We start from the raw sequence: 22,191 nt of genomic DNA on the forward strand, positions 1-22,191 counted from the left end.
GATGAGCAAACCAGCCCGGGCCACCATCAGCGACGTGGCGAAAGCCGCCAAAACCGGTAAAACCAGCATTTCGCGCTACCTTAACGGCGAAAAACACCTGCTGTCCGATGCACTGCTGGCGCGTATTGAACAGGCCATCGCTGATCTCGACTACCGTCCCAGCCTGATGGCGCGCGGGCTCAAACGTGGCCGCACCCGCCTTATCGGGCTGATTATCGCCGATATCACCAACCCCTACTCCGTTAACGTGCTCAGCGGGATCGAAGCCGCCTGTCGCGAGAAAGGCTTCACGCCGCTGGTCTGTAATACCAACAACGAAGTCGACCAGGAGCTGCATTACCTCGACCTGCTGCGCAGCTACCAGGTGGAAGGGATCGTGGTTAACGCGGTGGGCATGCGGGAAGAGGGATTAAACCGCCTGCAGCAATCCTCCCTGCCGATGGTCCTCATCGACCGTAAAATCCCGGAATTTGCCTGCGATGTGGTCGGTCTGGACAACACCCAGGCCGCCACGACGGCCACCGAACATCTGATCGAACAGGGCTTCGAGGCCATCCTGTTTCTGAGCGAGCCGTTAGGGATGGTCAACACCCGTCGCGAACGCCTTAGCGCATTTCGCGCCACGCTGGAGCGATATCCCGGCGTGATCGCCGAAAATGCCGAAACGCCGCTTCACGAAGCCGGGCAGCTCGACAATACCCTGCGCCAGTTCCACACGCGCCATCGCGGGATGCGCAAAGCCGTTATCTCCGCCAACGGGGCGCTGACGCTTCAGGTCGCCCGCTCGCTCAAGCGTATTGGTCTGCACTGGGGCAGCGATATCGGCCTGCTGGGGTTTGATGAACTGGAGTGGGCAGAGCTGGCCGGTGTCGGCATTACCACCCTCAAACAGCCCACCTGGCAGATTGGCTATGCTGCTGTTGAACAGGTGGTCCGTCGCATTGAAGGCACCAGCGATGCCGTTCGCGAGCAGGTCTTCTCCGGCGAGCTGATCGTTCGCGGCTCTACCGCGCGTTAATTATCCCTTGTGATACCGATCATAAATTCAACATCCTGACCTTTCCTTTGGAACCGGTTCCATCTAGCGTAATAGTATTGATATGTTGCGATGGAGTTCGAAGATGGGCAGGAAAATTATGGTGGTCACCGCCGCATACGGTGCGGAACAGGTGCGACAGGCGGGCGGTCAGCGGGCGATGCTTCCCGTTATCGCAGGCGCGGGGGCAGACGGCGTGGAGATCCGCCGGGAGCTGTTCAACAGCGAAGAGCTGCTGGCGCTGCCCGCGCTGGGGGAATCCATTGAGCTGCTGGGCCTGCTGGCGTGCTACTCTGCGCCCGCCGCCCTGTTTATGCCCGACGGCACCCTCAACCCGGACCTGCCCCGCTATCTCTCCGAGGCCAGCACCCTGAACGCCCTGTGGCTGAAGGTTTCCCTGGGCCATTTCCGCGACGCGCAGCCTCTCGACGCCCTGCGTACCCTGCTGAACGCAAGCGGCATGGCGCTGGTCGTGGAGAACGATCAGACCGACTGCGGGCAGCTTGCGCCGATGCAGCGCTTCCAGGCCGCCTGCCGTGAAATGGCGCTCCCCGTCACGCTGACCTTCGACATGGGCAACTGGCTGTGGGTGGGCGACTCCCCCGAAGAGGCCGCACGCCATCTGGCTCCTGCGGTGAGCTATATCCACGTTAAGGCCGCCGTGCCGCATAAAGACAACTTCCGCGCCGTGGCGCCGGACCGCGCCGATACCCGCTGGCTGGATCTGCTCGACCAGCTGCCTGCCGATGCCCCGCGCGGTATCGAGTTCCCGCTGGAAGGGGCGGATCTAACCGCCGTGACCCGCCATTACGTCAACCTGCTGCGCGAGGAGTAAACCATGCACAAGACGCTGGATGTCATCACGATTGGCGAAGCCATGGCAATGTTTGTCGCCACTGAAACGGGCGAGCTGAGCGCGGTTGAGCACTTTATCAAACGCGTTGCGGGCGCAGAGCTGAACGTCGCGACCGGACTGGCGCGGCTCGGCCTGAACGTGGGCTGGGTCAGCCGCGTGGGGGACGACAGCTTTGGCCGTTTTGTTCTCGATTCGCTGAAAAAAGAGGGCATTGATGCCGCGGGCGTCACCCTTGACGGACGCTTCCCTACCGGCTTTCAGCTTAAATCTAAAGTCGAAAATGGAACCGATCCCATTGTGGAGTATTTCCGCAAAGGATCGGCCGCCAGCCACATCTCGGTAGAGGACTATCACGCCGACTATTTCGCCTCTGCACGCCACCTGCACCTGAGCGGCGTGGCGGCGGCGCTCTCCGCCAGCTCGTACGACCTGCTGGATCATGCGGCAACGATCATGAAGTCGCAGGGTAAAACGATCTCTTTCGATCCGAATTTGCGCCCGGTGCTGTGGAAAAGCGAAGCGGAAATGGTCGAGAAGCTCAACTGCCTGGCGTTCAGGGCGGACTGGGTTCTGCCAGGCCTGAAAGAAGGGATGATCCTGACCGGCAAAAGCACGCCGGAAGGCATTGCCGATTTTTATCTGAATAAAGGGGTGAAAGCGGTGGTGCTGAAAACCGGTGCTGATGGCGCATGGTTTAAAACGGCCGACGGCGAACAGGGTGCGGTCGCGGCGGTGAAGGTTGAGAACGTGGTCGACACCGTCGGCGCGGGCGATGGCTTTGCCGTGGGCATCATTAGCGCCCTGCTGGAAGGCAAAACGCTGCCGCAGGCCGTCGCGCGCGGAAACAAGATTGGCTCGCTGGCCATTCAGGTGCAGGGCGACAGCGAAGGATTACCCACACGAGCAGAGCTCGGCGTTTAACTTCCCTCTCCCCATGGGAGAGGGCCAGGGTGAGGGCAGCAAGCCGCACCAAATAATTAAGCCACCGTGTACCCTACAGACAACGGCGGTAACAACCTCAACAACAGAGGCAAGCCTATGAACAGTTCGACCAATGCAGTAAAACGCTGGTGGTACATCATGCCAATCGTGTTTATCACGTACAGCCTGGCGTACCTTGACCGTGCCAACTTCAGCTTCGCGTCTGCGGCAGGGATCACCGAAGACCTCGGGATCACTAAGGGCGTTTCATCCCTGCTGGGCGCCCTCTTCTTCCTGGGCTATTTCTTCTTCCAGATCCCCGGCGCGATTTACGCGGAACGCCGCAGCGTGCGTAAGCTGATCTTCGTCTGCCTGATCCTGTGGGGCGCCTGCGCGTCGCTGACCGGCGTGGTGAACAATATTCCTGCCCTGGCCGCCATTCGTTTTATCCTCGGCGTCGTTGAGGCGGCGGTCATGCCGGCGATGCTGATTTACATCAGCAACTGGTTTACCAAATCTGAACGCTCGCGCGCCAATACCTTCCTGATCCTCGGTAACCCGGTCACGGTACTGTGGATGTCGGTGGTGTCTGGCTACCTGATCCAGTCCTTCGGCTGGCGCGAGATGTTTATCATCGAAGGGGTGCCAGCAGTGATCTGGGCATTCTGCTGGTGGGTGCTGGTGAAAGATAAGCCTGCCCAGGCGAAATGGCTTTCCGAAGACGAAAAAGCGGCGCTGCAGGCACAGCTGGACAAAGAACAGCAGGGTCTGAAGGCGGTACGTAACTACGGGGAAGCCTTCCGCTCGCGTAATGTGCTCCTGCTCTGCGCGCAGTATTTTACCTGGAGCATTGGCGTGTACGGCTTTGTGCTGTGGCTGCCGTCGATTATCCGCAGCGGCGGTGAGAACCTCGGCATGGTCGAAGTGGGCTGGCTTTCTTCCGTACCGTATCTGGCCGCAACAATCGCCATGATCGTCGCCTCGTGGGCGTCGGACAAGCTGCAGAACCGTAAGCTGTTCGTCTGGCCGCTGCTGCTGATCGCAGCATTTGCGTTCATTGGCTCCTGGGCCGTGGGTGCAAACCACTTCTGGGCCTCTTATACCCTGCTGGTCATTGCCGGTGCGGCCATGTACGCCCCGTACGGACCGTTCTTTGCCATCATCCCGGAAATGCTGCCGCGTAACGTGGCGGGCGGCGCGATGGCGCTGATTAACAGCATGGGCGCGCTGGGTTCGTTCTGCGGCTCCTGGTTCGTCGGTTACCTGAACGGTGCCACCGGCAGTCCATCCGCATCGTACATCTTTATGGGGGTGGCGCTTTTCGCCTCGGTGTGGCTTACTCTGATTGTTAAGCCTGCTAATAATCAACAGCACCCCGTCGGCGCACGCCACGCCTGAATCCTTAAAAATCAACGGAGATTAGCATGAAGCCGTCCGTCATTTTGTATAAAGCCCTGCCGGAAGATCTGCAGAAACGCCTTGAAGAGCACTTCACCGTCACGCAGGTGAAGAACCTGCGCCCGGAAACCGTGGCGCAGCACGCCGACGCGTTCGCCAGCGCCGAAGGCCTGCTGGGTTCAAGCGAAAAAGTGGATGTCGCCCTGCTGGAGAAAATGCCGAAGCTTCGTGCGACCTCCACCGTTTCCGTGGGTTACGACAACTTCGACGTGGAGGCCCTGAACGCCCGCAGGATCCTGCTGATGCACACGCCGCATGCCCTGACGGAAACCGTGGCCGACACGCTGATGGCGCTGATGCTCACCACGGCCCGTCGCGTGGTAGAGGTGGCCGAGCGCGTGAAAGCGGGCGAATGGACAAAAAGCATTGGCCCGGACTGGTTCGGCGTGGACGTTCACGGCAAAACGCTGGGCATTGTGGGCATGGGGCGCATCGGGCTGGCGCTGGCGCAGCGCGCGCATTTTGGTTTTAACATGCCGATTCTGTACAACGCGCGTCGCCATCACAGTGAAGCCGAAGAACGCTTCAACGCCCGCTACTGCGAGCTGGATACCCTGCTGCAGGAAGCCGATTTTGTCTGCCTGATCCTGCCGTTAACGGACGAAACGCGTCACCTGATCGGCAAATCCGCGTTTGAAAAAATGAAGAAATCCGCCATTTTCATCAACGCGGGTCGTGGCCCGGTAGTGGATGAGCAGGCGCTGATTGAAGCGCTGCAAAACGGTGAGATCCACGCCGCAGGTCTGGACGTTTTTGAGCAGGAACCGCTGCCGGTAGATTCTCCACTGCTGGCCATGCCAAACGTCGTTGCCCTGCCCCACATCGGCTCTGCCACGCACGAGACGCGCTACAACATGGCGGCGACGGCGGTTGATAATCTGATTGCCGCCCTTAGCGGAAAGGTGGAGATAAACTGCGTGAATCCGCAGGTGCAACAGTAGAAACGAAAAAACCCGCCAGAAGGCGGGTTTTTGAATTTTGTGCTACTGGGTTGGAAGCTTACAGGCTTACAACGTTACCAGCTGCTGGGCCTTTAGCGCCGCTTTCGATGGTGAAGGACACTTTCTGACCTTCGTCCAGAGATTTGTAGCCATCGTTCTGGATAGCAGAGAAGTGTACGAACACGTCTTTTGAGCCATCGTCAGGAGTGATGAAGCCGAAACCTTTATCAGCGTTGAACCATTTTACCAGACCAGTCATTTTAGCAGACATAGAATTACCTTAATTAACAAATATATTGTGCCTTCCGGCTTGATGGATTGCGTTACAGATTTTTAAGCGATGAAGGAAGGGTCACTACGAAGGGTATCTATGGATAACAATCTGGACTGCTTAACTAAACTGCTTTAGGTCTGTGTAACAAACCGACGGGAATAGTTATACCGATGTGGTAGCGGAATGACAAGCGTTATTTTCGATATGCATAAAAAAACCCCGCCGGAAGCGGGGTTTTTTATCTTATTCTGTGGCCGCGACTGCGGTACTCCAGGCCTGGCTGAAGGCCTGATGCTGGGAGGCCAGCGGCCCAATCAGCGTATTGTACTGGCTTGCCTGCTGCGAGGTCGGGAACTGAATGCCGTTGGCAACAAAGCTCACCTGCGTATTCTGCTGGGCGATAAAGTCACCCACCTGAACCAGCTGCTGCGTGAAGATTTGCGCGGCCGGAATCAGCGGTTGCAGCGCTTCAGAAGGCTTAGTCACCACTTTCTCATACACTTTGTCGAAGACCGGCTTGAGATCGTCACCCTGCTTCAGGGCAGAACGGGATGCATCAGCCTGCATTTTCGCATTTTGCAACTGCTGGCTCAGCACGCCAAGCGCCCCGTTGGACTGGCGAAGCGGTTCACGCTGCGTCATGTAATCCTGGGGAACGCGGATGGCGTTCACGCTATCTACGACCGGGCGGATACCGGAATCCATCGCCTGGCTCACCTGCTGTGAATACCCATAAAGAATGGCGTAATCGGACACGAAGGGACCAAACTGTTTTTTCTGATCCGCAGTCAGCGTCGGTAACCGCTCGCCGCTGCGCATCACTGTATTCTGCAGAAAATCGATAAACGCTTTGCGCTGATCGCCTTCTTTATCAAAACACCCACTCAGGCTAACAACCATCAACAACGCCGCAATAGGCGCAAACCAGCGAGAGCAGGACTTTCCTGTCGCCATTTTATTACTCCTTTCACCCAAAAAAGCGCACACCGGCACACGCGTGCCCGACGGCTTACAAGGATAGTCCAGGTCAGCCTTGCAAGATACTTTTTTCATGCAAAACGGCTATTGCCGATTTATTTCTTACCATTTACAAAAAAATACCTGACGAAGCTGACGTATGACTAATCAGGGCATTAGCATAACTGTCCATATAGCTGAATCGGATAAAGCGATCGTTACCGCACGATTAATCACATCCGTGACGATCCTGGGTGAGTATTAAGGGCTATTCTTAATTGGCTCTCTGATGTTCTTGATCACGATGTGAGATTTAAGAGGAGTCCTCAATGGAATATAAAGATCCTGAGTTTGAGCTGCTGAGCAGCCTGGAACAGATCGTTTTTAAAGATGTGCCGCAGACGATTACCCTGCAACAAAAATCCAATCCCTTTACAGAATATGAGCAATTGCGCAAAGGGACAGGGCTGAAGACCGAAGAATTCGCCAGAGCGATGGGTGTCAGCGTGGCGATGGTGCATGAGTGGGAGTCAAAACGAGAGAAACCCACTCCAACCGAGCTAAAGCTGATGAGCCTGATTCAGGCTAACCCTGCACTCAGCAAACAGATAGCGTAGTAACGTTTGAATGCCCCCGCCTTTGCGGGGGCTTGTGTTTACAGGCTTTCGCAATGCCAGCCCGCCTCTTCCCACACCAGCTCATGCGTTAACGTTAAGCCTCTTAAAAAAGCCTCATCGTGTGATACCACCAGCAGTGCGCCGGGGAAACCGGCCAGCGCCGCTTCAATGGCCTCGACCGAGGCCAGATCCAGATGGTTGGTCGGTTCATCCAGCAGCAGAAGCTGCGTGGCCTCCGCACGCCACAGCACGCAGGCCAGCGCGGCCTTAAGACGCTCGCCGCCGCTGAGCTCCGCCAGCGGGAGCGTAACTTTATCAGCGCCTAGCTGAAGCTGCGCTAGCCGCGTTCGTAGCACGCCCTCTTCCAGCGGCGTATGACCCAAGTTGAGATGCGTCATAACCGACTGTGAAAGATCGAGCCGGGAGAGATGCTGGTCGAGATAAGCGCAGCTGACTGAAACCTTACAGATGCCCGAACGGGGGGCAATCTCGCCGAGGAGGGTTTTTAGCAGCGTCGATTTTCCGCAGCCGTTTGGTCCCTTTAACGCCACGCGCATCGGTCCGTCCATCCGCCAGCTGAGCGGAGAAACAGGCACATGCGGTAGCACCAGATCCTCAAGCACCAGTACCTGCTTCCCGTCCGGGATCTGACTGCCCGGCAGGGTGAACATTATCGGGTTATCCTCTTCAACACGCTCACGCGCCTTGTTTACCGCGGCGTTGAGGGCGTCATTTTGCTCGCTGTGCTGCTTTTTCCAGGAACCGATCCGCTCCTTTGCCGCGCCTTTGTATTTGACGCGCTCGAACGATGCGATATTCAGGCTGTCGACGGTGCGCACTGTTTTTGCCGAACGCCGCTGGCTGTCATCATGCTCTTTTTGCAGGCGCGCGCGGGTACGTTTGCGCTCGGTTGCGGCATGGTCCAGGGCCGCGCGAGCCGCCTGCTGTTCGGCATCGCGCTGGGCTTGATAACCCGCATAATTCCCGCCGTAACTGCGCAGGCCAGCGCGACTCAGCTCCAGAATTCGAGGTACCTGTGCCAGCAGCTCGCGGTCATGGGAGGCAACCAGCACGCCACCCTGGTAACGGGCAAGCTGGTCGTAGAACCACGCCCGGCCCTGTCGATCCAGATGGTTAGTGGGCTCGTCCAGCAGCATAAAATCCGCGTCAGCCGTATACGCCCCGCACAGCATGGCGCGAATGCGCTCGCCGCCGCTGAGTTCACCGGCGGGTTTATCCGGATCAAAAGGTGGGAGCTTCGCAGTATTAAACGCCTCGCTCAGACGCTCTGCTAAATCCCAGAAGCCATCCAGCGTTTCCAGATCGTCAGGCTGATACTCTCCGCTGTCGATACGCGCTCGCGCCGCGAAGATGGCTTCGTACCCGAGCAGTTCAGCGAGCGTCGTATCCGGCAGAATGTCCTGCTGCTGCGCCACATAGACCTGCGTTCCGGTACGTTCGATATGTCCGCTTGCCGGTTCATCCAGCCCCGCGAGCAGGCGCAGCAGACGCGTTTTCCCGCTACCGTTGCGGCCAACCAGCGCGCACAGCGAGGGTTCCAGCGTCAGATTCAGCGGACCAAAAAGGATATCGCCCGTCGGAAACTGACAGGTGACCTGATGCAAAATAAAAGAAGGGGACTGCGCAAAATGAGCCATAAGCACTCCTGAATGAAATCAAAACATCCCCTGCCGACGCGGTGGCGTTTAGCAAGGATCGAAATTCATCAGTCGTGTTTGTTCATTTTTGGGGGGCACTCCAGCGCGAGAAATTTAACGGGGGTAAGGATAGCGGTAATGGGTTGACCATTTCAAGGTTAAATTTCCAGCAACACACCATAAAAAAACCCGCCGAAGCGGGTTTTTCTCATCAGTAGGCCCGTGCAAGCGAAGCGCCGCCGGGCAACGGGCACATTACTGCAGCAGCGAAATATCCGCCACGCGCAGGAACAGCTCGCGCAGTTTCTCAAGCATAGAGAGACGGTTAACACGCAGCTCTTTATCTTCTACGTTTACCATCACTTTCTCGAAGAACGCGTCAATCACGTCACGCAGTTCCGCCAGCTCCACCAGCGCTTCCTGGTAGCGACCTTCCGCGAAGTACGGCTCGAGTTTGTCGCGCAGCACCACAACCTGCATCGCCAGGGCGATCTCTTCCGGCTCTTTCAGCGTCGCGGCGTTCACGCGCTCGTTCAGCGTCTCGTCGGATTTCGCCAGAATGTTGGAGACACGCTTGTTGGCCGCGGCAAGAGCAGATGCCGCTTCCAGCGTGCGGAAGTGGGACACCGCCTTCATACGTGCATCGAAATCAGCCGGACGGGTCGGACGACGCGCCAGCACCGCCTGAATGGTGTCAACGGTGTAACCTTCGTCCTGATACCACGCGCGGAAACGACCGAGCATAAAGTCGATCACGTCATTTACCACGTTCGCGTTGGTCAGCTTGTCGCCGTACAGACGCACCGCTTCTTCGGTCAGGGTCTGCAGATCGAGGTTCAGGTTCTTCTCAACGATGATACGCAGCACGCCCAGCGCGGCACGACGCAGCGCAAACGGGTCTTTGTCGCCTTTCGGATGCTGGCCGATACCAAAGATACCCGCCAGGGTGTCCATCTTATCGGCAATCGCGACAGCGCAGGCAACCGGGTTAGACGGCAGTTCGTCACCCGCAAAGCGCGGCTGATACTGCTCGTTCAGGGCAACAGCCACGTCTTCCGCTTCGCCATCGTGACGCGCGTAGTGCATGCCCATCACGCCCTGGGTGTCGGTAAACTCGAACACCATGTTGGTCATCAGGTCGCATTTTGACAGCAGGCCCGCACGGGTCGCGTGGTTGACGTCGGCACCGATTTCGCGGGCAATCCAGCCGGACAGCTCCGCAATGCGGTCGGTCTTGTCGCGCAGCGTACCCAACTGCTGCTGGAACAGCACGGTTTGCAGGCGCGGCAGGTTATCTTCCAGACGCTTTTTACGGTCGGTATTGAAGAAGAACTCCGCATCCGCCAGACGCGGACGCACCACTTTCTCGTTACCGGAGATAATCTGGATCGGATCTTTCGATTCGATGTTTGCCACGAAGATAAAGTTTGGCAGCAGCTTGCCATCGTTCGCATAGACCGGGAAGTACTTCTGGTCACCCTTCATAGTGTACACCAGCGCTTCTGCCGGAACGGCCAGGAACTTCTCTTCGAACTTCGCGGTCAGCACTACCGGCCATTCCACCAGCGAGGTCACTTCTTCCAGCAGGCTGTCGCTCAGATCGGCATTACCGCCAATCTTACGCGCCGCTTCTTCGGCGTCTGCTTTGATTTTCGCTTTACGCTGTTCGTAGTCGGCAATGACCTTGCCGCGCTCAAGCAGGATCTGCGGATACTGGTCGGCATTGTCGATGGTGAACTCTGGCTCGCCCATAAAGCGGTGGCCGCGGATCACGCGATCGGACGCGACGCCCAGAATGGTCGCCGGAATAACGGTGTCGCCCAGCAGCAGGGTCACGGTGTGAACCGGACGCACGAAGTGCACGTCAGACGCGCCCCAGCGCATCAGCTTAGGAATTGGCAGCTTCGCCAGAGACGTGGCAATCATGTCCGGCAGCAGCGCCTCTGCGCTTTCGCCTTTCACATGGGCACGATACAGCAGCCATTCGCCTTTGTCGGTGGTCAGACGCTCGGCCTGATCGACGGTGATGCCGCAGCCGCGCGCCCAGCCTTCCGCCGCTTTGCTCGGCTTGCCTTCCGCGTCGAATGCCTGGGCAATCGCCGGGCCACGTTTTTCGACTTCGCGATCCGGCTGAGACGCCGCCAGATTTGCTACCTTCAGCGCCAGACGGCGCGGTGCAGCAAACCACTCAATTTTACCGTGTGCCAGGCCAGCGTTATCCAGCTCGGCGGTCACGTTCGCAGCGAAAGATTCAGCCAGGCTGCGCAGGGCTTTTGGTGGCAGCTCTTCGGTGCCGATTTCCACCAGGAAAGTTTTCTCAGACATGGCCGCCTCTTATTTGTTTCGGTTGCACATCGGGAAGCCAAGGGCTTCACGGGACGCGTAGTAAGCTTCTGCAACGGCTTTGGTCAGGGTACGAATACGCAGAATGTAGCGCTGACGTTCAGTCACGGAGATGGCTTTGCGGGCGTCCAGCAGGTTGAAGCTGTGGGCGGCCTTCAGAATACGCTCGTAGGCAGGCAGAGGCAGCGGAGTCTCCAGCGCCAGCAGCTGCTGCGCTTCTTTCTCGTACTGCTCGAAGCAGGTGAACAGGAAGTCCACGTCCGCGTATTCGAAGTTATAGGTGGATTGCTCCACTTCGTTCTGATGGAACACGTCGCCGTAGGTGGTTTTACCCAGCGGGCCGTCGCTCCAGACCAGGTCGTAAACGCTGTCTACGCCCTGAATGTACATTGCCAGACGTTCCAGACCGTAGGTGATTTCACCGGTGATCGGCTTACATTCCAGACCACCCACCTGCTGGAAGTAAGTGAACTGGGTCACTTCCATGCCGTTCAGCCACACTTCCCAACCCAGACCCCAGGCACCCAGCGTTGGGTTTTCCCAGTTATCTTCCACGAAACGGATGTCGTGGATGGTTGGATCCATACCCAGCTCTTTCAGCGACCCGAGGTACAGTTCCTGAATGTTGTCGGGTGATGGCTTAATCACCACCTGGAACTGATAGTAATGCTGCAGACGGTTCGGGTTTTCACCGTAACGACCATCGGTCGGACGACGTGAAGGCTGCACATACGCGGTCGCCATTGGCTCAGGCCCCAACGCGCGCAGGCTGGTCATCGGGTGTGAAGTGCCGGCGCCGACTTCCATGTCCAAAGGTTGAACAATGGTACAGCCCTGACGAGCCCAGTAATCCTGTAAGGTCAGGATCAGGCCCTGGAAGGTCTTGGTATCAAACTTTTGCATAGTATTTCGTGCTGGATACGTGTGGTTTTAAATGGAAGGGACAAGTATACCCGCTGGCTGCAAGATATACAGTACGAAACGGGGTTGTTTAGGGAAAATTGGGAAATAAGCCTTCAGGCCAGAACGCTGACGGCGTCTGGCTGCTGATTATACGAGCAGGCTAGCGCATCGAGAGGTGTAAAAACTGACCGTCCGCATCAAACGAGCAGACAAAGCCCTCTTTGCGCGCAGTATAGCCTTTGAGTTCATAGCTCCCCTGAAAGCGCTCAAACCCGGTAACATGAATCTTTTGGATTTCCGAGTTATAGCGGCGCGCGGCCTGGCCTTTACAAAGCTCTTCCATGTTCAGCGAACGTTCCGGGCTCATTTTGCCCTGCTGCGCTTTTTGCTCAGGTGCTTCTTGCGGCGCACTGCATCCCGCCAGGATTAACAGCAGAAAGAGTGACGCCACACGCTTCATCATCATTTTTATTACCGCCCTGGTCAGTGGCTGTTATTTTTAGTATCAACGCTTTTATAGATTATGGTCCGGCATTCTGCGAATCTCGCGGCCTCCCGACAAGTCTGCTGAATAAAACTCAGAGTTTTCCAGGAGAAGACTTGTGGACAATGGCAGTCATACTCAATTTACAGGGAAAATGAGGAACTGATGCAGTCAAAAATTAACTGGATTGATAACCTGCGAGGAATAGCGTGTCTGATGGTGGTCATGATCCACACGACGACCTGGTACGTCACGAATGCCCACAGCGTCAGCCCCGTTAACTGGGATATCGCCAATATTCTTAACTCTGCGTCGCGCGTCAGCGTGCCGCTGTTCTTTATGATTTCCGGCTTTCTCTTTTTTGGCGAGCGCAGCGCGCAGCCGAGGCACTTCATCCGCATCGCGGCCTGCCTGGGGTTCTACAGCGCCGTTGCCCTGCTCTATATCACCCTGTTCACCTCCATTAACGCCGGGCTATCGCTGAAATACGTGCTGCAAAAACCGGTGTTCTACCACCTGTGGTTCTTCTTCGCCATTATCGTTATCTATCTGGTCTCTCCCCTTATTCAGGTGAAAAACGTCAGCGGGAAAATGCTGCTGGCCCTGATGGTGGTGATTGGCATTATCGCCAACCCGAATACGGTCCCACAGAAAATCGACGGATTTGAGTGGCTGCCGGTGAACCTCTATATCAACGGCGATACCTTCTACTACGTGCTGTACGGCATGCTGGGGCGCGCCATCGGGATGATGGACACGCAAAAACGCGGTCTGAGCTGGCTCTGCGGGGCGCTGTTTATCGCGGGCGTGGCGGTGATTTCGCGCGGGACGCTGCACGAGCTGCAGTGGCGCGGCAATTTTGCCGATACCTGGTATCTCTACTGCGGCCCGATGGTCTTTATCTGTGCCGTTTCGCTGCTCACGCTCGCCAAAAACACCCTGAACGCGCGTCCCCTGCCCGTGCTGAGTCTCATCTCGCGCCACTCTCTCGGAATTTACGGCTTTCACGCGCTGGTGATCCACGCCCTGCGCACCCGAGGCGTGGAGCTAAAAAGCTGGCCGGTGCTGGATATTGTCTGGATTTTTGCCGCCACGCTGGCGATCAGCCTGCTGCTGTCGATGCTGCTGCAAAAAATAGACGCTCGCCGCTTCGTCAGCTAATGCTTCGCTGGCAGGCGCGATGGTACTGGCGCGGGGAGGAAAACCCTGCTGCCAGTGAAGCCTGCTCAACGCCACGCCCCTGCAAGAGCCACTGCTCAGCCACCGCCAGACGCAGCTGCTCCAGATAGTCGCGAACGCTAATGCCTAAATGTGACTGAAACAGCCGGGTGAGATGGCGCGGGCTAACGTGCGCCAGGGCGGCGATATCAGGCACGCTCCACGCTTTTTGCGGCTCGGCGGTGAGTGCGTCCTGCGCCCGATGGATCGCCGGGTGAAGATGGTTGCGGTAGCGTAGCCACGGCGAAAGCTGGGGATCGTCACCGGAACGGCGGAACCAGACCACCATCTCACGCGCCACGGCCAGCGCCTTTTCGGGACCGCACAGGCGGTTAATCATGTGCAGCGCCAGATCGATACCCGAGGTGATCCCCGCGCTGGTCCAGATGTTCTCATCCTGCACAAAGATGCGGTTTTCTTTGATCGTCGCCGTCGGGGCCGCGGTGCGTAAACGGCTGATCACGTCATGGTGGGTTGTGCACTGCCGGTTGTTCAGCAGCCCGGATTTCGCCGCCAGCAGCGCGCCTGAACAGACGCACATCACCGTGATGTCCCGGCGCTGGATCTGCGGCTGCAGGCGCATCAGCCAGTGCTGGATCAGCTGCGCCTGTTGCGTGGAGAACTGAGTACGGGAGTCGCTGACGCCGGGTAATACCAGCAGGCTGCCTGCCGGGAGACGCTCCGGCAGCGGCTGGATGCCGCCCATCGTCAGGCCTATCGACGTTGGAACGTCCGGTTGCGGGCCAATGTAATGCAGACGAAACGCGTCGCCCGCCAGCACAAAGGTTTCTGCCGGGCCGGTCATGTCTAATGACAGCACCCCGGGCAACATCACGAACCAGACGTCGATGCGCATTACAGTGACTCCAGCGTCTCCGCTACCGTTTTAATATCGGCAAATCGCCCGGCCAGGACCGTTTCGGTACGATGGCGAATTTCCGCAGCGCTAAGGGTAATGCCCTTGTAGGTCATGGGAAACGTCAGCGTTGCCTCGCTCACAAAGGTCACAGCATACCCCAGATCGGATGCCACCCGAGCGGTGGTTTCACAGCATTGTTCCGTGCGGATGCCGCAGATAATCACGTGGTTGATATCACGCTCGCGCAGCCAGCGGTCAAGCCCGGTATCCGTGAAGGCATTATGGACGTGTTTCTGGAAAACCACATCCGGCTGATGACGTAAAAAGGCCATCGGTTTAACATAGCCGCTTTGCAGCGTGAAGGGGCCGTCTTCGTCGACATGAAAAATATCCACGACCGGAATACCGCGCGCCTGGCAGCCTTCAATCAGCCCCAGCATCGCCTGCTGAAAGGCGGGAATATCCTCTTCCTGCCAGTAATTGCGATGGTGAAATGACTGCTGGGTATCGATGTTGACTAATGCAGTACGTGACATGATGAATCTCCTCGCCAGTGGGTGTAACACCATACTGGCAAGGAAAGGAAGGCACGCACAGACCAAAAAAGGACATCCTCGTGCCTCTGTCGGACAACCGTATTTACGACATCAGCGGCAGCAGCTGCTGGTAGATTTTACGGAACACATCGCGCCTTTCCGCATACCGCGCATGGCGTGCCGCATCAGGCAAGTGCGCCTGTTCAAGCGGGAGCTGCGGCAACAGCGTTGAAAGCGGTTTTTCGGGGTTCATGGCGATTTGCGCCAGCCGCGCGGCGCCCAGCGCGGGCCCGACATCCCCTCCGGTGCGGAAATCGAGCTGCAATCCGCTGATGTCGGCCAGCATCTGTCGCCAGTAAGGGCTTCGCGCACCGCCGCCAATCAGGGTGACGCTCGTGGGCTTCAGGCCGCAGTCGTGCACCACGTCCATCCCGTCAGCCAGCGCATAGCCTACCCCCTCAAGAACCGCACGCGCCAGCTCTGCCGGGCCATGCTGATGGGTTAAGCCAAAGAACACCCCTTTCGCTTCCGGGTTGTTGTGCGGCGTTCGCTCGCCGGAAAGATACGGTAAAAACCAGACCGTGCCCGCAGCGTCATCCGCCTGCTGCGCCGCAGAGATGAGCGACGGCACGTCGGCCATGCCGGTGAGTTTTGCCGCCCAGTCCAGGCAGGACGCCGCGCTGAGCATCACTGACATCAAATGCCATTTCCCCGGAAGGGCATGGCAGAAACTGTGCACAGCGCTTTCGGGGTTGCTGCGATACCCGTCGCTGACGGCAAAATAGACGCCAGACGTTCCCAGCGAAAGCATCGCCTGCCCCGCCTCAACCATGCCGACGCCGACAGCCCCCGCCGCGTTATCGCCGCCCCCGGCCACCACCGGTACGGCAGGCATGTTCCAGCGTTCAGCAACGGCTGGCAGCAGCGTGCCCGTCACCTCGCTACCTTCGAACAGCACGGGCATATGTCCGCGGGTCAGATGGCAGGCATCCAGCATCGCCTCGCTCCAGTCGCGTTTCGCCACGTCAAGCCACATCGTGCCGGCGGCATCGGACATGTCGGAGGCAAAATCGCCCGTCATGCGAAAGCGCAGATAATCTTTCGGCAGCAGGACTTTCGCCACCTGACGGAAAATCTCCGGATCGTGTCGCTGCACCCACAGGAGTTTGGGCGCGGTAAAGCCGGGCATCATCAGGTTGCCGGTAATTTCACGCGACGTGGGTACACGCGTCTCAAGAAGCGCGCACTCTTCCGCACAGCGGCCATCGTTCCAGAGAATAGCGGGTCGCAGCACGCGATGCTGGCTATCGAGCAGCGTAGCGCCGTGCATTTGTCCGGCAATGCCCAGCGCCTTCACGTGACGAAGGCTATGCTTCTCACCTAAAGCTTTGATTGCGCGATCCGTCGCCTGCCACCACTGCTCCGGATCCTGTTCCGACCACAGCGGATGCGGACGTGAAACCTGCAGCGTTTCCGTCTGCGTGGCTAACACGTCGCCCTGCTCGCTTAACAGGATGGCTTTCACACCCGATGTGCCAAGATCGATTCCGATGTACATTGCGGTGACTCCTTTAACAGAAATGCCCGGTGGCGCTAACGCTTACCGGGCCTACGTGCTGGAAATGCCCGGTGGCGCTGCGCTTACCGGGCCTACAGGGTGTTATTTATCGAACAGGTAGTGATTGACCAGGTTTTCCAGCAGCTCCTGGTGCCCGCTCTGGTGCTGCGGTGCCAGCTGATGTTGTTCAGCGTACTTCGCGATGTCCGCCAGCGATAACTGCCCTTTCAAAATTTGCTGGCCCAGCTCACTGTTCCAGCCGCTGTAGCGCTTCGCCACGCGTTTATCCAGCTCACCGTCTTCAATCATGCGAGCCGCCACCTTCAGCGCCAGCGCCATGGTGTCCATTGCGCCAATGTGGCCGTAGAACAGATCGTATTTGTCGGTGCTCTGACGACGAACCTTGGCGTCAAAGTTCAGGCCGCCGGTGGTGAAGCCGCCCGCCTTGATGATTTCGTACATCACCAGCGCATTCTCTTCCACGCTGTTCGGGAACTGATCGGTGTCCCAGCCCAGCTGCGCGTCGCCTCGGTTAGCATCCACAGAGCCGAAGATGCCAAGGGCAATCGCAGACGCGATCTCGTGATGGAAAGAGTGGCCCGCCAGCGTGGCGTGGTTGGCTTCAATGTTAACTTTAATCTCTTTTTCCAGACCGAACTGCTTCAGGAAGCCATACACCGTCGCCACGTCGTAATCATACTGGTGCTTCGTCGGTTCCTGCGGTTTCGGCTCAATCAGCAGCGTGCCGCGGAAGCCGATTTTGTGCTTGTGGTCGACAACCATCTGCATAAAGCGGCCAATCTGTTCGCGCTCCTGGCGCAGGTCGGTATTGAGGAGGGTTTCATAGCCTTCACGGCCGCCCCACAGGACATAGTTTTCGCCGCCCAGCTGATGCGTGGCGTTCATGGCCGTCACCACCTGCGTGGCCGCCCAGCTAAATACTTCTGGGTCCGGGTTGGTTGCCGCACCCGCGCCGTAGCGAGGATTGGTGAAGCAGTTTGCCGTACCCCAGAGCAGCTTCACGCCGCTTTGCTGCTGTTTCGCCGCCAGCACGTCCACCATCTGCGCGAAGTTGTTCAGATACGCTTTCAGCGACGCGCCTTCCGGCGACACGTCCACGTCATGGAAGCAGTAGTACGGCACGTTCAGCTTGTGGAAGAACTCAAACGCCACATCGGCTTTGCGCTTTGCCAGCTCGATAGCCTCACCCGGCTGCTGCCACGGGCGGTCAAAGGACCCCACGCCGAACATATCGGCGCCGTTCCAGCAGAAGGTATGCCAGTAACAGGCGGCAAAGCGCAGATGATCTTCCATGCGCTTACCCAGCACCAGCTCATCCGGGTTGTAGTGACGAAATGCTAAAGGATTGGCCGTTTTGGGGCCTTCGTAACGAACGCGATCGAGTTGGTCGAAATAAGCTTGCATATTGAGCTCCATAATCAGGGTATGCGGCGAGTCGTTGATACAGGAGTAATAGTGAATAGACATTTTGGGTTGCTCAATTACGTTATTTCACACTGCTATTGAGAGAATGCACAACTGTGCGCTGGCTCGCAAAATAATGCGCAAACGAACTATTTTTCGGCGCGCATTCCAGAATCAAATGTAATTAAGACGTTACGATTTTTAAAATCCGATCGCGGTCATAAATTCAGAAATAAACCAAATATCGTAACGAGAAGATAAAAATCTGTAATTGCCAGCCCGCCTTTCCGCGTTAAAAATTTGCTGCGTCTCAGCAGTGAATGTTTCTTTTATCTCAGCAACACATACCCCTACAAAAAGGCCTGATAATTATGAAGATAAAGAACCTGACCCTTACGCTCTGCACTACGCTCCTCCTTGCAAGCTTTGCAGGACAGGCCAAAGAGGTCAAAATTGGCATGGCCATTGATGACCTGCGCCTGGAGCGCTGGCAAAAAGATCGCGATATTTTTGTGAAGAAAGCAGAATCCCTCGGCGCCAGCGTGTTTGTACAGTCGGCTAACGGCAACGAAGAAACGCAAATGTCGCAGATCGAGAATATGATTAACCGTGGCGTGGATGTGCTGGTTATTATCCCCTATAACGGCCAGGTATTAAGTAACGTGGTGAAAGAAGCCAGGCAGGAAGGCATAAAAGTGCTGGCCTATGACCGCATGATTAATAATGCGGATATTGATTATTATATTTCGTTCGACAATGAAAAAGTCGGTGAATTACAGGCGCAAAGCCTGATCGATAAAGTGCCTCAGGGGAATTATTTCCTGATGGGGGGTTCGCCGGTGGATAACAACGCCAAGCTGTTTCGTGCGGGCCAAATGAAAGTCCTTAAGCCGTACATCGACAACGGGAAAATTAAGGTGGTCGGCGATCAGTGGGCCGACGGCTGGCTGCCAGAAAACGCGCTGAAGATTATGGAAAACGCGCTGACGGCCAACAACAACAAAATTGACGCGGTCGTGGCCTCCAACGATGCCACCGCAGGCGGCGCCATTCAGGCGCTAAGCGCTCAGGGTCTGGCGGGGAAAGTCGCCATCTCAGGGCAGGACGCCGATCTGGCCGGGGTAAAACGCATTATTGCAGGCACCCAGACCATGACGGTCTACAAACCGATTACCCAGCTTGCCAATACGGCGGCAGAAATTGCCGTGGAGCTGGGCAATGGCAAGCAACCTAAAGCAGATGCGACCCTGAATAACGGGCTTAAGGACGTTCCGGCTCGTCTGCTCACGCCAATAGAAGTCAATAAAGAGAACATTGACGCCACCGTCATCAAAGATGGTTTCCACAAGAAGAGCGAACTGTAATCCGGCGCGGCCCCTGCTCTGCGGGGGCGCATCACGTTGTGCTGTTCTTCCCTCGGGTTATGTGGAGCGGTTATGCCTTATTTACTTGAAATGAAAAGCATCACCAAACGCTTCGGCGCGGTGAAAGCCGTCGACAACGTCAGCCTCCGGTTGAATCCCGGCGAAGTGGTTTCGCTGTGCGGTGAGAACGGTTCGGGCAAGTCAACGCTGATGAAAGTGCTGTGCGGGATCTACCCGCACGGGAGCTACGAAGGCGAAATCGTCTTTGCCGGTGAAGTTATCCAGGCGACACACATCCGCGATACCGAACGTAAAGGCATCGCCATCATCCACCAGGAGCTGGCGCTGGTGAAGCATCTCACCGTGCTGGAGAACATTTTCCTCGGGGCCGAAATTTCCCGCCACGGCGTGCTGGACTACGACACCATGACGCTGCGCTGCGAAAAGCTGCTGGCGCAGGTGAGCCTCCACATTTCACCCAATACGCGCGTGGGGGACCTGGGGCTGGGACAGCAGCAGCTGGTTGAAATCGCTAAGGCGCTCAACAAACAGGTCAGGCTGCTGATCCTTGATGAGCCCACGGCCTCGCTCACCGAACAGGAAACCGCGGTTCTGCTCAATATCATCCGCGACCTGCAAAACCACGGTATCGCCTGCATCTACATTTCACACAAGCTGAACGAGGTGAAAGCCATTTCGGACACCATCTGCGTGATCCGCGACGGGCAACACATCGGCACGCGTGAAGCCGCGGGGATGAGTGAAGATGACATCATCACCATGATGGTGGGCCGCGAGCTGACGGCGCTCTACCCGAGTGAACCTCACGCAACGGGCGATGAAGTCCTGCGCGTGGAAAACCTGACCGCGTGGCACCCCGTTAACCGCCACATCAAGCGCGTGAATAACGTCTCGTTTTCCCTTCACAGCGGCGAAATTCTCGGTATCGCCGGGTTAGTCGGCGCCGGGCGCACGGAGGCCGTGCAGTGTCTGTTTGGCGTGTGGCCGGGGCGCTGGGAGGGCTCGATATTTATCGACGGCCAGCCGGTGAAAATTGACAACTGCCAGCAGGCAATTGCCCACGGCATTGCTATGGTCCCGGAAGATCGCAAAAAAGACGGCATCGTACCCGTCATGGCGGTGGGGAAAAACATTACGCTTGCGGCACTCGATCGGTTCTCCGGCGCGCTGAGCAGCCTGGACGATGCCGCAGAGCAGCAGTGCATTCTTCAGTCGCTTGCCCGGCTGAAGGTCAAAACCTCCTCACCGGAACTGGCGATTGGCCGCCTGAGCGGCGGCAACCAGCAGAAGGCGATTCTGGCACGCTGCCTGCTTCTCAACCCACGCATATTAATCCTTGATGAGCCGACGCGCGGGATTGATATCGGTGCCAAATATGAAATCTACAAACTGATTAATCAGCTTGTACAGCAAGGGATTGCCGTCATTGTCATTTCATCTGAGCTACCCGAAGTGCTCGGCCTGAGCGACCGCGTGCTGGTCATGCACGAGGGAAAACTGAAAGCCAACCTGATTAACCATAACCTGACGCAGGAGCAGGTGATGGAAGCCGCTTTAAGGAGCGAACGTCATGTCGAAAAGCAATCCGTCTGATATCAAAGTCGCCGTTCCGACGCCCGGTGCGTTCGCGGGGCTCAAAGCGCTAAACCTGCAGGTTTTTGTCATGATCGCGGCAATTATCGTCATCATGCTGTTCTTTACCTGGATGACCGATGGCTCGTACCTGAGCGCGCGTAACGTCTCCAACCTGCTTCGCCAGACCGCTATCACCGGCATTCTGGCCGTGGGCATGGTGTTCGTGATTATCTCTGCGGAAATCGACCTGTCGGTCGGTTCGATGATGGGGCTTCTCGGCGGCGTGGCGGCCATTTTTGACGTCTGGCTCGGCTGGCCGCTGCCGCTGACCGTGGCGGTCACGCTGGTATTGGGGCTGGTACTGGGCGCCTGGAACGGCTGGTGGGTTGCCTACCGTAAGGTGCCATCGTTCATCGTCACCCTGGCGGGGATGCTGGCCTTCCGCGGGATCTTAATCGGCATCACTAACGGCACCACCGTCTCCCCGACCAGTGCGGCTATGTCGCAGATTGGTCAGAGCTACCTCCCGGATGGCGTCGGCTTTATCCTCGGTGTGGCGGGGCTGCTGGTGTTTGTCGCATGGCAGTGGCGGGGACGCATGCGTCGCCAGGCGCTGGGGCTGGCCTCTCCTGCGTCAACGTCGGTGGTGGGACGTCAGGCGCTCACGGCAGTCATCGTGCTGGGTGCCATCTGGCTTCTGAACGACTATCGCGGCGTCCCGACCCCCGTCCTGCTCCTGGCGCTTTTACTGCTGGGCGGCATGTTTATGGCCACACGCACCGCGTTTGGTCGCCGTATTTATGCCATCGGCGGCAATCTTGAAGCTGCCCGCCTCTCGGGTATCAACGTTGAGCGTACCAAGCTGGCGGTCTTCGCCATTAACGGCCTGATGGTCGCTATCGCCGGGTTGATCCTCAGCTCGCGTCTGGGGGCCGGCTCTCCCTCCGCGGGTAATATCGCCGAGCTGGATGCGATTGCCGCCTGCGTCATTGGCGGCACCAGCCTTGCAGGGGGGATCGGTAGCGTCGCGGGCGCGGTGATGGGGGCATTTATCATGGCATCGCTGGATAACGGGATGAGTATGATGGACGTTCCGACGTTTTGGCAGTATATCGTCAAGGGGGCCATTCTTTTACTGGCAGTCTGGATGGACTCGGCCACCAAGCGGCGGGCCTGATACGGTATTG

At 57.5% G+C, this 22,191-nt stretch carries 20 protein-coding genes; 10 read left to right on the top strand and 10 right to left on the bottom strand.

Features of this window, described 5'->3' with window-relative positions; all coding sequences use genetic code 11:
- The first annotated feature begins 1 nt into the window (after position 1).
- The 5 genes from ACJBF3_RS18020 (at position 2) to ghrB (ending at position 5,212) form a co-directional block, all read left to right on the top strand.
- Positions 2-1,018 (top strand): LacI family DNA-binding transcriptional regulator, encoded by a 1,017-nt coding sequence (locus ACJBF3_RS18020; protein ID WP_008502761.1) that lies wholly within the window; start codon positions 2-4, stop codon positions 1,016-1,018.
- Positions 1,019-1,121: 103 nt separating this feature from the next.
- A complete protein-coding gene (locus tag ACJBF3_RS18025) occupies positions 1,122-1,871 on the top strand; it encodes a sugar phosphate isomerase/epimerase (RefSeq protein ID WP_045328485.1) in 750 nt (249 codons plus the stop codon).
- Positions 1,872-1,874: 3 nt separating this feature from the next.
- Positions 1,875-2,813, top strand: a complete 939-nt coding sequence (locus tag ACJBF3_RS18030; RefSeq protein WP_045328486.1) for a sugar kinase — start codon at positions 1,875-1,877, stop codon at positions 2,811-2,813.
- Between the two features lie 117 nt (positions 2,814-2,930).
- Entirely contained in the window at positions 2,931-4,211 is a 1,281-nt protein-coding gene (locus ACJBF3_RS18035; protein WP_045328487.1) for an MFS transporter, read from the top strand.
- Between the two features lie 26 nt (positions 4,212-4,237).
- A complete protein-coding gene (gene ghrB, locus ACJBF3_RS18040) occupies positions 4,238-5,212 on the top strand; it encodes a glyoxylate/hydroxypyruvate reductase GhrB (RefSeq protein WP_045328488.1) in 975 nt (324 codons plus the stop codon).
- 58 nt (positions 5,213-5,270) lie between these two features.
- Here ghrB and cspA read toward each other — a convergent pair whose 3' ends face one another.
- Together cspA and ACJBF3_RS18050 are read right to left on the bottom strand one after the other, a co-directional pair.
- A complete protein-coding gene (gene cspA / locus ACJBF3_RS18045) occupies positions 5,271-5,483 on the bottom strand; it encodes an RNA chaperone/antiterminator CspA (RefSeq protein ID WP_003860775.1) in 213 nt (70 codons plus the stop codon).
- A 246-nt stretch (positions 5,484-5,729) separates the two neighbouring features.
- On the bottom strand, positions 5,730-6,440 hold the full coding sequence (locus ACJBF3_RS18050) for a DUF3053 domain-containing protein (protein ID WP_045328489.1): 711 nt from the start codon (positions 6,438-6,440) through the stop codon (positions 5,730-5,732).
- Positions 6,441-6,772: 332 nt separating this feature from the next.
- On the opposite strand from ACJBF3_RS18050, the gene ACJBF3_RS18055 reads away from it, so the two are divergent.
- A complete protein-coding gene (locus ACJBF3_RS18055; RefSeq protein ID WP_045328490.1) occupies positions 6,773-7,060 on the top strand; it encodes an HTH-type transcriptional regulator in 288 nt (95 codons plus the stop codon).
- A gap of 38 nt (positions 7,061-7,098) precedes the next feature.
- On the opposite strand, the gene ACJBF3_RS18060 is transcribed toward ACJBF3_RS18055, so the two are convergent.
- The 4 genes from ACJBF3_RS18060 to ACJBF3_RS18075 form a co-directional block, all read right to left on the bottom strand.
- Entirely contained in the window at positions 7,099-8,718 is a 1,620-nt protein-coding gene (locus ACJBF3_RS18060) for an ABC-F family ATP-binding cassette domain-containing protein (protein ID WP_045328491.1), read from the bottom strand.
- A 255-nt stretch (positions 8,719-8,973) separates the two neighbouring features.
- Positions 8,974-11,043, bottom strand: a complete 2,070-nt coding sequence (glyS, locus tag ACJBF3_RS18065; RefSeq protein WP_045328492.1) for a glycine--tRNA ligase subunit beta — start codon at positions 11,041-11,043, stop codon at positions 8,974-8,976.
- A 9-nt stretch (positions 11,044-11,052) separates the two neighbouring features.
- Positions 11,053-11,964: a glycine--tRNA ligase subunit alpha gene (gene glyQ / locus ACJBF3_RS18070; protein WP_003860141.1), complete on the bottom strand. Its 912-nt coding sequence runs from the start codon at positions 11,962-11,964 to the stop codon at positions 11,053-11,055.
- Between the two features lie 160 nt (positions 11,965-12,124).
- A complete protein-coding gene (locus ACJBF3_RS18075) occupies positions 12,125-12,430 on the bottom strand; it encodes a YsaB family lipoprotein (RefSeq protein ID WP_045328493.1) in 306 nt (101 codons plus the stop codon).
- A 183-nt stretch (positions 12,431-12,613) separates the two neighbouring features.
- Here ACJBF3_RS18075 and ACJBF3_RS18080 point away from each other — a divergent pair, with 183 nt between their 5' ends.
- Positions 12,614-13,609, top strand: coding sequence for an acyltransferase (locus tag ACJBF3_RS18080; protein ID WP_045328495.1), 996 nt, complete (start codon positions 12,614-12,616; stop codon positions 13,607-13,609).
- Here the strand turns inward: ACJBF3_RS18080 and ACJBF3_RS18085 are convergent.
- The 4 genes from ACJBF3_RS18085 to xylA all read right to left on the bottom strand — a co-directional run bounded on the left by ACJBF3_RS18085 (position 13,602) and on the right by xylA (position 18,044).
- Complete coding sequence (locus ACJBF3_RS18085) at positions 13,602-14,522, bottom strand: GlxA family transcriptional regulator (protein ID WP_045328497.1); 921 nt, start codon at positions 14,520-14,522, stop codon at positions 13,602-13,604. The genes ACJBF3_RS18080 and ACJBF3_RS18085 overlap by 8 nt on opposite strands.
- On the bottom strand, positions 14,522-15,061 hold the full coding sequence (locus tag ACJBF3_RS18090; protein WP_045328498.1) for an isochorismatase family protein: 540 nt from the start codon (positions 15,059-15,061) through the stop codon (positions 14,522-14,524). The genes ACJBF3_RS18085 and ACJBF3_RS18090 overlap by 1 nt, the downstream gene beginning before the upstream one ends.
- A gap of 103 nt (positions 15,062-15,164) precedes the next feature.
- Complete coding sequence (xylB, locus tag ACJBF3_RS18095) at positions 15,165-16,619, bottom strand: xylulokinase (RefSeq protein WP_406545235.1); 1,455 nt, start codon at positions 16,617-16,619, stop codon at positions 15,165-15,167.
- A 102-nt stretch (positions 16,620-16,721) separates the two neighbouring features.
- A complete protein-coding gene (gene xylA, locus ACJBF3_RS18100; RefSeq protein ID WP_088475397.1) occupies positions 16,722-18,044 on the bottom strand; it encodes a xylose isomerase in 1,323 nt (440 codons plus the stop codon).
- 371 nt (positions 18,045-18,415) lie between these two features.
- On the opposite strand from xylA, the gene xylF reads away from it, so the two are divergent.
- The 3 genes from xylF to xylH all read left to right on the top strand — a co-directional run bounded on the left by xylF (position 18,416) and on the right by xylH (position 22,181).
- Positions 18,416-19,408, top strand: coding sequence for a D-xylose ABC transporter substrate-binding protein (xylF, locus tag ACJBF3_RS18105; protein WP_045328502.1), 993 nt, complete (start codon positions 18,416-18,418; stop codon positions 19,406-19,408).
- A gap of 72 nt (positions 19,409-19,480) precedes the next feature.
- Positions 19,481-21,022 (top strand): xylose ABC transporter ATP-binding protein, encoded by a 1,542-nt coding sequence (locus tag ACJBF3_RS18110; RefSeq protein ID WP_045328504.1) that lies wholly within the window; start codon positions 19,481-19,483, stop codon positions 21,020-21,022.
- Positions 21,000-22,181, top strand: a complete 1,182-nt coding sequence (gene xylH / locus ACJBF3_RS18115; RefSeq protein ID WP_045328505.1) for a xylose ABC transporter permease XylH — start codon at positions 21,000-21,002, stop codon at positions 22,179-22,181. Before ACJBF3_RS18110 ends, xylH begins: the two co-directional genes overlap by 23 nt.
- Positions 22,182-22,191: the final 10 nt, after the last annotated feature.

The sequence above is a fragment of the Enterobacter sp. PP-008-ECC_S150 genome (assembly GCF_045257065.1).
In the GTDB taxonomy this organism is placed as follows: Bacteria; Pseudomonadota; Gammaproteobacteria; order Enterobacterales; family Enterobacteriaceae; genus Enterobacter; species Enterobacter chengduensis.

Bases quoted from the DNA above. Each gene is read 5' to 3' on its own strand.
- ACJBF3_RS18060 (WP_045328491.1), bottom strand. From the start codon at position 8,718: ATGGCTCATTTTGCGCAGTCCCCTTCTTTTATTTTGCATCAGGTCACC.
- ACJBF3_RS18110 (WP_045328504.1), top strand. From the start codon at position 19,481: ATGCCTTATTTACTTGAAATGAAAAGCATCACCAAACGCTTCGGCGCG.
- xylH (WP_045328505.1), top strand. From the start codon at position 21,000: ATGTCGAAAAGCAATCCGTCTGATATCAAAGTCGCCGTTCCGACGCCC.
- xylA (WP_088475397.1), bottom strand. From the start codon at position 18,044: ATGCAAGCTTATTTCGACCAACTCGATCGCGTTCGTTACGAAGGCCCC.
- ACJBF3_RS18085 (WP_045328497.1), bottom strand. From the start codon at position 14,522: ATGCGCATCGACGTCTGGTTCGTGATGTTGCCCGGGGTGCTGTCATTA.
- ACJBF3_RS18090 (WP_045328498.1), bottom strand. From the start codon at position 15,061: ATGTCACGTACTGCATTAGTCAACATCGATACCCAGCAGTCATTTCAC.
- xylB (WP_406545235.1), bottom strand. From the start codon at position 16,619: ATGTACATCGGAATCGATCTTGGCACATCGGGTGTGAAAGCCATCCTG.
- ACJBF3_RS18050 (WP_045328489.1), bottom strand. From the start codon at position 6,440: ATGGCGACAGGAAAGTCCTGCTCTCGCTGGTTTGCGCCTATTGCGGCG.
- ACJBF3_RS18055 (WP_045328490.1), top strand. From the start codon at position 6,773: ATGGAATATAAAGATCCTGAGTTTGAGCTGCTGAGCAGCCTGGAACAG.
- ghrB (WP_045328488.1), top strand. From the start codon at position 4,238: ATGAAGCCGTCCGTCATTTTGTATAAAGCCCTGCCGGAAGATCTGCAG.
- glyQ (WP_003860141.1), bottom strand. From the start codon at position 11,964: ATGCAAAAGTTTGATACCAAGACCTTCCAGGGCCTGATCCTGACCTTA.
- ACJBF3_RS18025 (WP_045328485.1), top strand. From the start codon at position 1,122: ATGGGCAGGAAAATTATGGTGGTCACCGCCGCATACGGTGCGGAACAG.
- ACJBF3_RS18075 (WP_045328493.1), bottom strand. From the start codon at position 12,430: ATGATGATGAAGCGTGTGGCGTCACTCTTTCTGCTGTTAATCCTGGCG.
- glyS (WP_045328492.1), bottom strand. From the start codon at position 11,043: ATGTCTGAGAAAACTTTCCTGGTGGAAATCGGCACCGAAGAGCTGCCA.
- ACJBF3_RS18080 (WP_045328495.1), top strand. From the start codon at position 12,614: ATGCAGTCAAAAATTAACTGGATTGATAACCTGCGAGGAATAGCGTGT.
- ACJBF3_RS18035 (WP_045328487.1), top strand. From the start codon at position 2,931: ATGAACAGTTCGACCAATGCAGTAAAACGCTGGTGGTACATCATGCCA.
- xylF (WP_045328502.1), top strand. From the start codon at position 18,416: ATGAAGATAAAGAACCTGACCCTTACGCTCTGCACTACGCTCCTCCTT.
- ACJBF3_RS18020 (WP_008502761.1), top strand. From the start codon at position 2: ATGAGCAAACCAGCCCGGGCCACCATCAGCGACGTGGCGAAAGCCGCC.
- ACJBF3_RS18030 (WP_045328486.1), top strand. From the start codon at position 1,875: ATGCACAAGACGCTGGATGTCATCACGATTGGCGAAGCCATGGCAATG.
- cspA (WP_003860775.1), bottom strand. From the start codon at position 5,483: ATGTCTGCTAAAATGACTGGTCTGGTAAAATGGTTCAACGCTGATAAA.